Annotated in this window: 15 protein-coding genes; 10 read left to right on the forward strand and 5 right to left on the reverse strand. The window is 68.5% G+C overall.

Annotation, left to right across the window (positions count from 1 at the left end):
- Positions 1–140: 140 nt before the first annotated feature.
- The 4 genes from DFQ14_RS15555 to hrcA all read right to left on the reverse strand — a co-directional run bounded on the left by DFQ14_RS15555 (position 141) and on the right by hrcA (position 3,669).
- Complete coding sequence (locus DFQ14_RS15555; protein ID WP_114454013.1) at positions 141–512, reverse strand: histidine triad nucleotide-binding protein; 372 nt, start codon at positions 510–512, stop codon at positions 141–143.
- Between the two features lie 72 nt (positions 513–584).
- Positions 585–1,346, reverse strand: coding sequence for a 16S rRNA (uracil(1498)-N(3))-methyltransferase (locus tag DFQ14_RS15560; RefSeq protein ID WP_114454014.1), 762 nt, complete (start codon positions 1,344–1,346; stop codon positions 585–587).
- Between the two features lie 33 nt (positions 1,347–1,379).
- Entirely contained in the window at positions 1,380–2,558 is a 1,179-nt protein-coding gene (gene dnaJ / locus DFQ14_RS15565; protein WP_114454015.1) for a molecular chaperone DnaJ, read from the reverse strand.
- An 88-nt stretch (positions 2,559–2,646) separates the two neighbouring features.
- Positions 2,647–3,669, reverse strand: a complete 1,023-nt coding sequence (hrcA, locus tag DFQ14_RS15570) for a heat-inducible transcriptional repressor HrcA (protein WP_114454016.1) — start codon at positions 3,667–3,669, stop codon at positions 2,647–2,649.
- A gap of 237 nt (positions 3,670–3,906) precedes the next feature.
- On the opposite strand from hrcA, the gene DFQ14_RS15575 reads away from it, so the two are divergent.
- The 3 genes from DFQ14_RS15575 to DFQ14_RS15585 all read left to right on the forward strand — a co-directional run bounded on the left by DFQ14_RS15575 (position 3,907) and on the right by DFQ14_RS15585 (position 5,007).
- Positions 3,907–4,209, forward strand: coding sequence for a type II toxin-antitoxin system VapB family antitoxin (locus tag DFQ14_RS15575; RefSeq protein WP_114454017.1), 303 nt, complete (start codon positions 3,907–3,909; stop codon positions 4,207–4,209).
- A 115-nt stretch (positions 4,210–4,324) separates the two neighbouring features.
- The gene (locus DFQ14_RS15580; RefSeq protein ID WP_114454018.1) at positions 4,325–4,600 is read left to right on the forward strand and encodes a ribbon-helix-helix protein, CopG family; all 276 of its coding nucleotides are present in this window, start codon (positions 4,325–4,327) and stop codon (positions 4,598–4,600) included.
- Entirely contained in the window at positions 4,600–5,007 is a 408-nt protein-coding gene (locus tag DFQ14_RS15585; protein WP_114454019.1) for a PIN domain-containing protein, read from the forward strand. Before DFQ14_RS15580 ends, DFQ14_RS15585 begins: the two co-directional genes overlap by 1 nt.
- A 2-nt stretch (positions 5,008–5,009) precedes the next feature.
- Here the strand turns inward: DFQ14_RS15585 and hemW are convergent, their stop codons facing one another.
- Positions 5,010–6,239 carry a radical SAM family heme chaperone HemW gene (gene hemW, locus DFQ14_RS15590; RefSeq protein WP_114454020.1) on the reverse strand — a complete coding sequence of 410 codons (1,230 nt, stop codon included), beginning with the start codon at positions 6,237–6,239 and terminating at the stop codon, positions 5,010–5,012.
- A gap of 109 nt (positions 6,240–6,348) precedes the next feature.
- Between hemW and DFQ14_RS22575 the strand changes: the two genes are divergently transcribed.
- The 7 genes from DFQ14_RS22575 to DFQ14_RS15620 all read left to right on the forward strand — a co-directional run bounded on the left by DFQ14_RS22575 (position 6,349) and on the right by DFQ14_RS15620 (position 12,320).
- On the forward strand, positions 6,349–6,441 hold the full coding sequence (locus DFQ14_RS22575; RefSeq protein ID WP_338072618.1) for a putative leader peptide: 93 nt from the start codon (positions 6,349–6,351) through the stop codon (positions 6,439–6,441).
- Positions 6,442–6,582: 141 nt separating this feature from the next.
- The gene (locus tag DFQ14_RS15595) at positions 6,583–8,292 is read left to right on the forward strand and encodes a nitrite/sulfite reductase (protein ID WP_114454021.1); all 1,710 of its coding nucleotides are present in this window, start codon (positions 6,583–6,585) and stop codon (positions 8,290–8,292) included.
- Positions 8,289–8,483 carry a transposase gene (locus tag DFQ14_RS22400; RefSeq protein WP_114454022.1) on the forward strand — a complete coding sequence of 65 codons (195 nt, stop codon included), beginning with the start codon at positions 8,289–8,291 and terminating at the stop codon, positions 8,481–8,483. Before DFQ14_RS15595 ends, DFQ14_RS22400 begins: the two co-directional genes overlap by 4 nt.
- Complete coding sequence (locus DFQ14_RS15605) at positions 8,480–9,205, forward strand: phosphoadenylyl-sulfate reductase (RefSeq protein WP_114454023.1); 726 nt, start codon at positions 8,480–8,482, stop codon at positions 9,203–9,205. The genes DFQ14_RS22400 and DFQ14_RS15605 overlap by 4 nt, the downstream gene beginning before the upstream one ends.
- A 15-nt stretch (positions 9,206–9,220) precedes the next feature.
- On the forward strand, positions 9,221–10,183 hold the full coding sequence (cysD, locus tag DFQ14_RS15610; protein ID WP_246195697.1) for a sulfate adenylyltransferase subunit CysD: 963 nt from the start codon (positions 9,221–9,223) through the stop codon (positions 10,181–10,183).
- Position 10,184: 1 nt separating this feature from the next.
- Positions 10,185–11,540, forward strand: a complete 1,356-nt coding sequence (locus DFQ14_RS15615; RefSeq protein ID WP_114454024.1) for a sulfate adenylyltransferase subunit 1 — start codon at positions 10,185–10,187, stop codon at positions 11,538–11,540.
- Positions 11,541–11,555: 15 nt separating this feature from the next.
- Positions 11,556–12,320, forward strand: a complete 765-nt coding sequence (locus DFQ14_RS15620; protein WP_114454025.1) for a sirohydrochlorin chelatase — start codon at positions 11,556–11,558, stop codon at positions 12,318–12,320.
- Positions 12,321–12,728 lie beyond the last annotated feature (408 nt).

Genomic DNA, 12,728 nt, shown 5'->3' on the forward strand with positions numbered 1-12,728 from the left:
TTTCTGCGCGGATGCGCGAGTCGATTTCCTACTTCCTGGTCCTCACCCCCGATGGTAAAGCAACCCGCAATGCGATTGCCGGTTACTCGCCACCCGTTCGGAGGCTCCGACCGAGTGCACAACGAGGCGAACGGGATTCCTTATTCCGGAACCGGCCCGTCCACCAGACCACCGAGCGGGCGACCTCCCAGCAGGTGCAGGTGCACGTGGAAGATCGTCTGCCCCGCATCGGCATTGGTGTTGAACAGCAGTCGGTAGCCGGACTCGGCCACACCGTCACGCTCGGCGATCTCACCCGCGACCAGGAACAGCTCGGCCAGCAAAGCAGGGTCCTGCGCGGCCAGTTCCGTGGCGTTGCGGTAGCGCACCTTCGGAGCGAGAAGCACGTGCGTGGGCGCCTGGGGACTGATGTCGCGGATCGCGATGATGCGCTCGTTCTCCCGGACCACGTCCGCGGGGATTTCGCCGCGCTCGATCCGCTCGAACAGGGAACCGGCGTCGTTGTCACTCATATCCGGCAGGCTATCCCGTCCGGCCACGCACGCCCGGGCGACAGGCCCTGCGTCGTACGCGCCGGTCCCGGGTCACCGCTGCCGGTCGTTCTCGGACGACCACCGGTCCGTCAACACCCCCAGCGCCCCGAGGGCAACCGCCGCGGCCGTGGAAGCCCGCAGCACCGAAGGCCCGAGCCGGACCGGCTGTGCCCCCGCCTCGGACAGGGTAGCGAGCTCGTCGGTGCTCACACCCCCTTCGGGGCCGACGACGACAGCGAGCTCACCGGAGGCGGGAAGATCGACGTCCGCCAGTGCTGTCTCCGCTTCCTCGTGCAGCACCACGGCCGCGTCCGCACGGCGAATCAGCCCGGACAACTCCCGTGTCCCACATGGCTCGCCGACCTCGGGCGTCCACGGCCGTCGCGCCTGCTTCGCCGACTGCGCGGCGGCATTGCGCCACCGAGCCAACGCCTTGGCACCGCGCGGACCGTCATCCCACTTCGCCACGCACCGGGCGGCCCGCCAGGGCGTCACCGCGTCCACACCGGCTTCGGTCGCCAGTTCCACGGCCAACTCCCCGCGTTCGCCCTTGACCAATGCCTGCACCAGGCGCACGCGCAGCTCCGGAGCGGGCACATACCACGTGTGCTCCACGGCAAGACGCAGCATGTCCCGCCCGGCCTCCAGCACCTCGCACCGGGCCACACCGCCACGGCCGTCGGAAAGCTGCACGTGCTCACCCGCGCGCAGGCGACGCACGGTCGCGGCGTGCTTGCCTTCCGGGCCGCCGAGGGTGGTCTCGGATCCGTCCGGCAGTTCGGGTACCGAGAACACCGGTAGCGACGACACCATGCACCTCTCGACAGCCGTGCGAACGGGGACGAATCAGCGGTGACCGAACGAGCGGATGCGGGAGAACAGGCCACTGCGGTGGCCGTCGCCGTTGGCGCTCACCGTCGGCTCGAGCTGCTCCTCGCCGCGCGCCGCCGCGAGTTGGCGGATCAGCTCGCTCTGCTGCTCGTCCAGCTTCGTGGGAACCACCACGTCGAAGTGAACGTGCAGATCTCCGTGGCCACTGACGCGCCCGTTCGATCGCAGCTTCGGCAAGCCCTGCCCGCTGAGCACGTGCTCGGTGCCGGGCTGGGTGCCGGGCTCGACCGTCAGCTCTTCCCGCCCGTCGAGCGTGTCGAGAATCACGGTGGTCCCCAGCGCCGCGGCCGTCATCGGCACTTCCACGGTGCAGTGCAGGTCGGCACCGTCCCGGACGAAGCGCTCGTGCTGCTTCTCCTCGACCTCGACGAACAGATCACCCGGCGGACCACCGCCCGGGCCGACCTCTCCCTCACCGGCCAGCCGCACGCGCATGCCGTCGCCGACACCCGCGGGAATCTTGACCGTGATCGTGCGACGCGCCCGAACGCGGCCGTCGCCACCGCACTGCTGGCACGGGTCGGTGATGACCTCGCCGAATCCCCGGCACACCGGGCACGGGCGCGAGGTCATGACCTGGCCGAGGAAGGAGCGCTGGACGGACTGCACCTCTCCGCGCCCGCCACAGGTGTCACACGTCGACGGGGCGCTGCCCGCGCGCGAGCCACCACCGTCGCAGGTCTCGCACATCACCGCCGTGTCCACGGTGATGTCGCGGTTGACACCGCTGGCGCATTCCTCGAGCGTGAGCTCCAGGCGCAGCAGCGCATCGGATCCCTGCTGGACGCGGCTGCGTGTGCCACGCCCGCCCCCAGCGGCGCCCCCGCCGCCACCGAAGAACGCGTCCATGATGTCGCCGAGGCCACCGAAACCGGCGAACGGGTCTCCGCCACCTGCACCGGCGCCACCCCCGCTGCTGTCCAGCGGGTCACCGCCGAGGTCGACGACCTGGCGCTTCTTCGGGTCGGAGAGGACCTCGTAGGCGTTGGTCACCTCCTGGAACCGCTCGTGAGCGCCTTCCTCCTGGTTGACATCGGGGTGTAGCTCCCTGGCGAGCTTGCGGTAAGCCCGCTTGATCTGCTCCGGCGTGGCGTCCTTGGCCACCCCGAGGATCCCGTAGTAGTCCCTGGCCACCTTGTGCGTTCTTCCTCTGCTCGTTCGACGGGTACCGGAGATTCACGGTCGGCGACGGTGGTTGTCGGCACATCGGCCATGGTCGCCGTCACCGGCCGGCCAGAATCTCTCCCACGTAGGCGGCAACGGCGCGAACCGCTGCCATCGTCCCCGGATAATCCATCCGGGTGGGGCCGACCACACCCAGGCCCCCCAGCACCATCCCATGCGAGCCGTATCCGGTGGACACCACCGAGGTCGTCTGCATTTCCTCGGCCTCGTTCTCCATGCCGATACGCACCGTCACGGTACCCGAGTCGCGGGCGGCCGCCAGCAGCTTCAGTACCACCACCTGCTCCTCGAGCGCCTCGAGAACCTGCCGCAACGACCCGGGAAAGTCGGCGACGTTGCGGGTCAGATTGGGGGTACCGCCGAGCACCATCCGCTCTTCGGGCTGCTCCACCAGGGTCTCGATGAGCACACTGCAGACTCTGGTCATGGTGTCGCGCAACTCCGGGGGCGCCTGGTCGGGAAGTTCGGCGACCGAAGCCGAGGCATCGGCCAGCCGCTTCTCGGCCATGGCGGAGTTGAGGACAGTGCGAAGCCGGGTGAGGTCCTCGTCACCGATGACATCTCCGAGGTCGACCATACGTTGATCGACCCGGCCGGTATCGGTGATCAGCACCAGCATCAACCGCGCGGGAGTGATGGTGACCACCTCGACATGCCGGACCGTGGACTGCGCCAGGGTCGGGTACTGCACGACCGCGACCTGCTGGGTCAGTTGGGCGAGCAGGCGCACGCTCCGGCGCATCACATCGTCGAGATCCAGAGCACCTTCGAGGAACGCCTGGATGGCACGGCGTTCCGCCGGGGTCAGCGGCTTGATCTCGTGCAACCGATCGACGAACAACCGGTACCCCTGGTCGGTGGGGATCCGGCCCGCGCTGGTGTGCGGTTGAACGATGAGGCCCTCCTCCTCGAGGACCGCCATGTCGTTGCGCACCGTGGCGCTGGACACACCGAGATTGTGCTGATCGACGAGCGTTTTGGAACCGACCGGTTCGTGCGTGGAGACGTAGTCGGCCACGATTGCGCGCAGTACCTCGAAGCGGCGTTCCTCCGCGTTCATCCCGCGTCACCTCCTCTTCACTGCGCCTGTTCGGACGCCTGTCCACAGACGCCTGCGGCACGGCCGGCTCGGATATCGGCTCCGCCCACCCAGTTTACGGTCCTGTTCCAACAGGGCCGAGGACCGCGCAGTACGGATCATGCCCGGGCCGGTGGCGTCCGGTGGCACCGATAACCTCGACGGGCGGCAGGACGGCGACAACACACGGCCAGCCCTCGACCCGGAGGTATCGCCGACGTGATCTTCAAGGACGTCCGCAACGGTCGGCCCTACCCCGAGCACAATCTGTCCACCAGGGACTGGTCCCGGATCCCGCCGCAGCAGGTGCGGCTGGAACAGCTCGTGACCACGACCACGGTGCTCGAGCTGGACCGGCTGCTCAGCTCGGATTCGACCTTCTTCGGCGATCTGTTCCCGCACACCGTGCGGTGGCGCGGCGAGCTCTACCTCGAGGACGGGCTGCACCGCGCGCTGCGCGCAGCCCTGCACCAGCGCACCGTCCTGCACGCCCGTGTTCTCGAACTCGACGCCCTGCGCTGAGGCACCCTGCGCCGAGTCGTCCTGCACCGAGCACGTCCCCTGGTCCTTTATCACCGGACATCGCCGCCGGGTACTTCGGTACCAATAATGGTCCCAATGTTGGTACCGTGATTCCATGGCTCTCAATCTCCGCCTGCGCGAGGACGCCGAAGAGGCCCTTCGCGCCGAAGCCGAACGTTCGGGGCGCTCCCAGCAGGACCTGCTCCGAGAGGCCGTCGATCGCTACCTGGATCTCACACCGGCCGAAGCACCGAAACACGAGTGGGACCACCTGATCACGTCGGGAAAAGTTCTCCCTCCCAGAGGTCGGTACCGCAAGGTGATTCCGACCAAGACCCTTCCCGAAGGGCAGCGAAGCATCGACCTGCTCGACCGTGAAGACCGCTTCTGATGCGCGCCTACCTCGACAGCAGCGCCCTGATCAAGCGCGCCGTACTCGAAGTGGAGTCGGAACCACTGGCCGAGGAGATCGATCGTCTGTACCACGCCGAAGCGATGCTCGTGTCCACATCACTGGCCTGGACAGAGGTCGCCCGTGTACTGCGAACACGAACGAACATCTCCTATCGGGAGATCGCTGACGACCTGCGAACAGCGATGTCGGGCATAGCCGAACATCCCCTGGATGCCGAGATCATGAATCTTTCACGTCGAGTCGAGCCCGCGCAGCTTCGGTCTCTTGATGCGATACACCTCGCTGCCGCCATCGCCCTGGATGCGGACCTGATGGTCACCTACGACGCACGGTTGGCCGAAGCATCGACGGTCAACGGCATCCCGGTGAGCTCACCGAGTTGAACTCATCCCAGCAGGCGCTGGACGACGCCGTCGGCGAGCAGGCGGCCCCGGTCGGTGAGGATGCAGCGCCCGCGCTCCAGCGCTTCTCCACGGAGCAGACCGTCCTGGACGGCCTGCTTCGCCGCGAGCCGACCGGCGTCGTCGAGGACCTCGGCGGGCAGACCGGTCGCCAGGCGCAACTCCAGCATGATCCGTTCGATGCGCTGATCCTCGGTGTCGAGGACCTCCCGGGCGGCCGCCGGCGACTCTCCCGCTTCCAGCACCGCCGAGTAGCGCGCGGGGTGCTTGACGTTCCACCAACGCACACCGCCGACGTGGCTGTGCGCTCCCGGACCGGCGCCCCACCAGTCACCGCCCTGCCAGTAACCGATGTTGTGCAGGCAGCGGGCAGCACCGTCGGTGGCCCAGTTCGACACCTCGTACCAGCCCAGTCCGGCCTCGCCGAGCACTGAGTCGATCAACTCGTAACGGTCGGCCAGCACGTCCTCGTCCGGCATCGGCAACTCGCCACGGCGGACCTTGCGAGCCATGGCGGTGCCGTCCTCCACGATCAGCGAGTAGGCGGAGACGTGGTCCACCTCGGCATCGAGGGCGGCGTCCAGCGATCCCCGCAGGTCCTCGGTGCGCTCACCCGGCGTCCCGTAGATGAGGTCGAGGCTGACGTGGTCGAACCCGGCCGCCCGGGCCTCCTTCGCCGCCGCAACGGCCCGGCCCGGGGTGTGCCTGCGCTCCAGCACGCGCAACACGTGCTCGGCGCTCGACTGCATACCCAGCGACACCCGGGTGTAGCCGGCCCGCCGCAACCCCTCGAAGAACTCCGGCGAGGTGGACTCGGGATTGGACTCAGTGGTGACCTCGGCATCACCGCGCAGGCCGAACGAGGAACGCACCGCGTCGAGCACTTCGCCCAACCCCGCGTCCCCGAGCAGCGACGGCGTGCCACCGCCCACGAACACCGTGTTCGCGGGCGGCACCGGCCGACCGGCCTCGGCAAGGACCCGGGCACCGAGGTCGAGCTCGGCCCGGAGGCCGTCCAGCCAGCTCCGAAAGCCGCCGGAGGGGCCCAGTTCGTCGGCGGTATAGGTGTTGAAGTCGCAGTAACCGCAGCGCGTGGCGCAGAACGGCACGTGTACGTACACGCCGAACGGCCGCTGTCCCAGTGTCGCCAGCGCGCTCGCGGGCAGCGAACCGTCCGGCGGGGCGGGCTCGCCGGTGGGTGGTTGCGCGGTCACGGTTCCCAGTGTTCCACTCCCGAGTCCGCTCTCCGGCTGCCCCGGCACGCTGTCTCAACATGCGGATGGCAGTGGACCCGCAGCGCACGCCCATGGCACGGTGACGGGCATGGATGCGACCGCGACGATGCTGCTGCTGGTCGCCCGCCGTTACCTCGACCTGCGGCGGGTGTCGAGCGCGCTCTGCCGGAACACGATCTAGTTCCCGCCGCCGCGTTCCTCACTGCTGTCCAGTCGGCGCCGGGCACGCCGACCAGGAGAATCGCCACCCGTCATCGACGACAGGGATCTTTTCGGTTCCTCTGCGGCGTCACCGCGCCCTGTCACCCCGAAAGAACGGACGATGGTCTCGACAGACGCCCCGAGCCAACCCCAGCGCCGTACCCCTGCCCGGAAGAAGAAGACCCGCGGCGAGGGCCAGTGGGCACTGGGGTATCGCGAGCCCCTCAACGGCAACGAACAGTCGAAGAAGGACGACAATCCGCTGAACGTGCGCCGGCGGATCGAGAACATCTACGCCCACGGCGGGTTCGATTCGATCGACCCGGCCGACCTGCGCGGCCGGTTCCGCTGGATGGGTCTGTACACCCAGCGCGCCCCCGGCATTCCCGGCGCCCGTACCGGCACGATCCAGCCGGAGGAGCTGGACGATTCGTACTTCATGCTGCGGATCCGCGTGGACGGTGGTGCGCTGACCACCGAGCAGTTGCGAGTCATCGGAGAGATCTCGCAGACCTACGCGCGCGACACCGCCGACATCACCAACCGGCAGAACATCCAGCTGCACTGGGTGCGCATCGAGGACATGCCCACCATCTGGCAGAAGCTGGAGTCGGTCGGTCTCTACACCACCGAAGCATGCGGCGACTGCCCCCGCGTGGTGCTCGGCTCACCGGTGGCCGGGATCGCCGCGGACGAGGTCGTCGACGCGACGCCCGCGATCTCCGAGATCGCCGAGCGCTACATCGGTGACGAGTCGCTGTCGAACCTTCCCCGCAAGTTCAAGACCGCGATTTCCGGTTCGCCGCGCCAGGATGTCGTGCACGAGGCCAACGACGTCTCCTTCATCGGTGCCGAACACCCCGAGCACGGTCCCGGCTTCGACCTGTGGGTCGGGGGCGGGTTGTCCACCAATCCGAAGCTGGCGGTCCGGCTGGGCACCTGGGTGCCCCTTGCCGAGGTCCCCGAGGTCTGGAACGCGGTCGTGCAGATCTTCCGCGACTACGGCTACCGCAGGCTGCGCAACCGGGCGCGAATGAAGTTCCTGGTCGCCGACTGGGGTGCGGAGAAGTTCCGGGAGGTGCTGGAGAACGAGTACCTCGGCCGCACGCTCACCGACGGCCCCGCGCCACCGGTCCACGAGGGCCCACGGGACCACGTGGGCGTCAACGAGCAGAACGACGGCAACTACTACGTCGGCGTCACAGCGGTGGCCGGGCGCGTCAGCGGCTCGACGCTGATGGAGGTCGCCAAGGCCGCCGAGCGAGTGGGCTCGCAGCGGATCCGCACCACGGTCGAACAGAACCTGCTGGTGCTCGACGTTCCCGGCTCCGAGGTCGAGAACCTCATCACCGACCTCGACACGCTGGATCTGCGGGCCCGCCCGTCGTCGTGGCGCCGCAGCGTGATGTCCTGCACCGGCATCGAGTTCTGCAAGCTCGCGATCGTGGAGACCAAGGAGCGCGCCGCCGACCTCGTGGAGGATCTGGAGAAGCGCCTGGCCGACGTGCAGGCCGATGTCGAGAACCCGGTCACGGTCAACCTCAACGGATGCCCGAACGCCTGCGCGCGGACCCAGGTTTCCGACATCGGGCTGAAGGGCCAGCTGGTTCCCGACGCCAACGGCAACCAGGTCGAGGGATTCCAGGTACACCTCGGCGGCGGGCTCGGCAACGACGCGGGATTCGGTCGCAAGATCCGCGGGCACAAGGTCACCTCCGCCGAGCTGGGCGACTACGTGGAGCGGCTGGTACGCCGCTACCTCGACCAGCGCACGGCGGGCGAGCGGTTCCCGCAGTGGGTCGCTCGAGTCGAGGACGACGAACTCACATGAGCCACGGAGCAGGGGTGCCCGAACCGGGCCCCGAAGGCCGGGCGGTGCCGTTCTACTGCCCGTACTGCGGTGACGAGGATTTGATACCGACATCCGAACCGCCGGGCGCGTGGAGATGTCAAGCTTGCCGCCGTGTATTCACGGTGAAGCTCGCGGGCTTGGCACTGACCGAGGAGGACGAAGAGCCATGACTGCCGATACCCCTGCCGACATCGGTGTGCGGCGCAGTGACGAGGAGTTGCGTGCCCTCGTCGAACAAGCCGCGCCACGTCTTGCCGAAGCCACGGCCGGCGAAGCACTGCGGTGGGCCGCCGAAACTTTCGGGGACGGTCTGATCGTCGCCTCGAACATGCAGGACGCCTCGCTCATCGACCTCGCGGCCAAGGCCAAGCCCGGGGTCGACATTCTGTTCCTGGAGACCGGCTACCATTTCGCCGAGACGATCGGGACCCGCGACGCCGTGGAACAGCTCTACGACGTCACCATCGTCAATGCGATGCCCGAGCAGACCGTGGAAGAGCAGGACGCCAGCGAGGGGCCCCAGCTGTACAGTCGTGACCCGAACCGCTGTTGCCACCTGCGCAAGGTTCTGCCATTGCGCAACACCCTCGCACGGTATGAGGCCTGGGTCACCGGCATACGCCGGGTGGAAGCACCGACCAGGGCGAACACTCCCATCGTCGACTGGGACGAACGCAACAGCCTGGTCAAGGTGAATCCGCTGGCAGCATGGACGGACGAGGACGTGGATTCCTACATCGCCGAGCACAACGTGCTGGTGAACCCACTGGTTCCGGCGGGTTTCCCGTCCATCGGGTGCCAGCCGTGCACGGCGAAGCCGGCGCCCGGCGCCGATCCGCGCAGCGGGCGCTGGGCAGGCACATCGAAAACCGAGTGCGGCCTGCACGGCTGATCATAAGGGGACGTAATGACCATTGACACACCCACGGATCGACTTGCCGAGCTTTCCGGGGAGGCGGCGCTTTCGGAGATCCCACCGCAGGCCGACAACCTGGATGCACTGGAGTCCGAGGCGATCCACATCTTCCGGGAGGTCGCCGGGGAGTTCGACCGCCCGGTGATCCTGTTCTCGGGCGGCAAGGACTCCACGGTGCTGGTGCACTTGGCGCTGAAGGCGTTCCGGCCCGCCCCGGTGCCGTTCCCGCTGTTGCATGTGGACACCGGTCACAACTTCGACGAGGTCCTGCAGTTCCGCGACGACCTGGTCGCCCGCCACAACCTGCGCCTGGTGGTGGCCAGGGTGCAGGACTACATCGACGACGGCCGGTTGACCGAGCGTCCCGACGGCACCCGCAACCCGCTGCAGACCACACCACTGCTCGATGCCATCGGCGACAACCGTTTCGACGCGGTGTTCGGCGGTGGCCGTCGGGACGAGGAACGCGCCCGCGCCAAGGAGCGGATCTTCAGCCTGCGCAACGCCTTCGGCCAGTGGGACCCGCGGCGACAGCGCCCGGAGCTGTGGAACCTCTACAACGGCAAGCACCGTGCGGGCGAGCACATGCGGGTGTTCCCGCTGTCCAACTGGACCGAACTGGACGTGTGGCGCTACATCCAGCGGGAGAAGATCGAGCTGTCGCACCTGTACTACGCGCATCGCCGCGAGGTGTACTCCCGCGACGGCATGTGGCTGACCGCCGGACCGTGGGGCGGGCCTGCCGAGGGTGAGCCCGTCGAGGAGAAGATCGTGCGTTACCGCACCATCGGAGACGGATCGTGCACCGGAGCGGTGGAGTCCGAAGCGTACACAGTGGACGATGTGATCGCGGAGGTCGCCGCCAGCCGGCTCACCGAGCGCGGCGCGACCAGGGCCGATGACCGGATGTCGGAGGCCGCGATGGAGGACCGCAAGCGGGAGGGTTACTTCTGACATGACCGACGAGACCGAGACCCTCACCCGCACCGCTCCGGACAGCGGCGCGCAGGTGACGCTGCCGGTGCACACCGACCTGCTGCGGCTGGCCACCGCGGGATCCGTGGACGACGGCAAGAGCACGCTGGTCGGGCGGCTGCTGCACGACACCAAGTCGGTGCTGGCCGACCAGCTGGATGCGGTGCACCGAGCCAGCGCGGACCGGGGAATGAGCACCCCGGACCTGTCGCTGCTGGTGGACGGGCTGCGCGCCGAGCGCGAGCAGGGCATCACCATCGATGTCGCCTACCGCTACTTCGCCACCCCGAAGCGGACGTTCGTGCTCGCCGACACCCCGGGACACGTGCAGTACACCCGCAACACCGTCACCGGCGCCTCCACCGCACAGCTCGCGGTGCTGCTGGTCGACGCGCGCAAGGGTGTGCTGGAGCAGACCCGCAGGCACGCGGCGGTACTGGCACTGCTGGGAGTGCCGCGCCTGGTGCTGGCGGTCAACAAGATCGACATGGTGGACTTCGACGAGTCGGTGTACACCCGGATCTCGGAGGAGTTCACCGAGCACGCCCGCGCACTCGGCTACACCGACGACGCGGTGGTGACCATTCCGGTCTCGGCGCTGCACGGCGACAACGTCGTCGAGCGGTCCGAGCGAACTCCGTGGTACTCGGGTCCGGCACTGCTGGAGCACCTGGAGACCGTGCCGGTCGCCCCGGACCCGCACGACGCACCGTTCCGGATGCCGGTGCAGTACGTCATCCGTCCCCGCACCGCCGACCACCCGGACTACCGCGGTTATGCGGGCCAGATTTCCGCCGGCGTGGTTGCGGAAGGCGACGAGGTCGTCGTCCTCCCCGCGGGAGCCCGCAGCCGGGTGTCGAAAGTGGACACACCGGATGGTTCGGTGGCACGGGCCGCAGCGGGTCGTTCGGTGACCGTCCTTCTCGAGGACGACCTGGACATCTCCCGTGGTGACATCCTCGCCACGGCCGAAACGACACCTCGGGTGACCGACGAGCTCGACGCGACGGTGTGCTGGCTGGCCGAGAAGCCTCTGCAGCCGGGCACGCGCGTGCTGGTCAAGCACGGCGCCCGCACCGTCCAGGCCATGCTGACCGAGCTGTCCGCACGGTTCGACGAGCAAGAGCTGTCCCATGTCGACACGCCGGACGCCCTGCAGCTCAACGAGATCGGTCGGATCCGGCTGCGGACGGCGGAGCCACTGCCGGTGGACGACTACGCCGACGACAAGCGCACCGGATCGTTCCTGCTCATCGATCCGTCCGAGGGCACCACTCTCGGCGCCGGTCTGGTCGGGACCCCCCTGGGACCTCTCGCGTCGGCCGTGGCGCAGTGACGCGGAGCCTCCCGGATGACCATTCCTCTGGTGGCGGTGGCGCACGGCAGCCGGGACCCGCGCTCGGCGGGCACGATCCACGCTCTGATGGACGTGGTGCGCTCGATGCGTCCGGACCTGGACGTGCGCACCGCTTTCCTGGATCTGTCGGCCCCACGGTTGGGTGACGTGCTCAGTGCGGTGCACGGCGACGGCCACGAGGAAGCCGTCGTCGTGCCACTGCTGCTGGGACGGGCTTTTCACGCTCGCGTGGACGTGCCCGCCGCCGTGTCCGAGGCCGAGCAGCAGTACCCGAGGTTCCGGGTGCACACCGCCGACGTCCTCGGCCCGGATCGGCATCTGGTCGAGGCCGCGTGGCGACGGCTGTCGCAGGCCGGGGCGGATCCGGGCGACCCGGAGCTCGGCGTCGTCCTGGCGGGCGCGGGATCTTCGCATGCTCCCGCCAACCGGCTCGTCGCCGACGTGGCGGCACGCTGGCAGGAGCACACCTCGTGGGCGGGGGTGGTCGCGGCCTTCGCCGCAGCCGCCGACCCCGATGTGCCCGCCGCGGTGGCGGCCCTGCGTGCCCGGGGCGCGCGCCGCTTCGCCGTCGGATCCTGGTTCCTCGCTCCCGGCCTGCTGCCGGACCGCATCATCGAGCAGGCCCGCGAGCAGACCGGAGACCCGGTACTGGCCGATCCCATGGCCGACGACCCCGGCCTCGCCGACCTCGTCCTGCAGCGCTACACCGACGCCCTGACCGCCGCAGCCCGTCCCGAGCACTACTCCCGGGCGCAGTGAGCGGTGCGCGCACCGCTCAGCTTCCGTTCGATGGTCGAGTTGTTCGTACCGAAATCGTCATGCGATCGGACCGAGAAGCCTGGCGCGGATGGCCGTCAGATCATCACCACCGAGGCCGGCTGCGCGGAGGTAGGCATCGACGTCCAGGGATGCGAGCACGGTGCGAATCACTTCGCGAGCGGACGTGTTCCTCCCTGCGAGGATGCCCTCGACAACAGGTCTCTGATCCTCCATCCCCAGCGCGGCGAACAACGGTGGAAGGCGCCGGCACTGAGCTCGTAGTCGGCGACGGTGTCCTTCGGCGGCGCGCAACGGACAAAACTCCCGTTTCACCCGGTCACAAAACGATTTCAACACACTCCCGGTTTCACTCCACGGGATCATGAGACAGTACGACGCGAGCGCAGG

Origin of the sequence: Halopolyspora algeriensis (assembly GCF_003337235.1) — a bacterium.
GTDB lineage: Bacteria > Actinomycetota > Actinomycetes > Mycobacteriales > Pseudonocardiaceae > Haloactinomyces > Haloactinomyces algeriensis.

Bases quoted from the DNA above. Each gene is read 5' to 3' on its own strand.
- DFQ14_RS15555 (WP_114454013.1), bottom strand. From the start codon at position 512: ATGAGTGACAACGACGCCGGTTCCCTGTTCGAGCGGATCGAGCGCGGC.
- DFQ14_RS15560 (WP_114454014.1), bottom strand. From the start codon at position 1,346: ATGGTGTCGTCGCTACCGGTGTTCTCGGTACCCGAACTGCCGGACGGA.
- hrcA (WP_114454016.1), bottom strand. From the start codon at position 3,669: ATGAACGCGGAGGAACGCCGCTTCGAGGTACTGCGCGCAATCGTGGCC.
- DFQ14_RS15580 (WP_114454018.1), top strand. From the start codon at position 4,325: ATGGCTCTCAATCTCCGCCTGCGCGAGGACGCCGAAGAGGCCCTTCGC.
- DFQ14_RS15585 (WP_114454019.1), top strand. From the start codon at position 4,600: ATGCGCGCCTACCTCGACAGCAGCGCCCTGATCAAGCGCGCCGTACTC.
- DFQ14_RS22575 (WP_338072618.1), top strand. From the start codon at position 6,349: ATGGATGCGACCGCGACGATGCTGCTGCTGGTCGCCCGCCGTTACCTC.
- DFQ14_RS15595 (WP_114454021.1), top strand. From the start codon at position 6,583: ATGGTCTCGACAGACGCCCCGAGCCAACCCCAGCGCCGTACCCCTGCC.
- DFQ14_RS22400 (WP_114454022.1), top strand. From the start codon at position 8,289: ATGAGCCACGGAGCAGGGGTGCCCGAACCGGGCCCCGAAGGCCGGGCG.
- DFQ14_RS15605 (WP_114454023.1), top strand. From the start codon at position 8,480: ATGACTGCCGATACCCCTGCCGACATCGGTGTGCGGCGCAGTGACGAG.
- cysD (WP_246195697.1), top strand. From the start codon at position 9,221: ATGACCATTGACACACCCACGGATCGACTTGCCGAGCTTTCCGGGGAG.
- DFQ14_RS15615 (WP_114454024.1), top strand. From the start codon at position 10,185: ATGACCGACGAGACCGAGACCCTCACCCGCACCGCTCCGGACAGCGGC.
- DFQ14_RS15620 (WP_114454025.1), top strand. From the start codon at position 11,556: ATGACCATTCCTCTGGTGGCGGTGGCGCACGGCAGCCGGGACCCGCGC.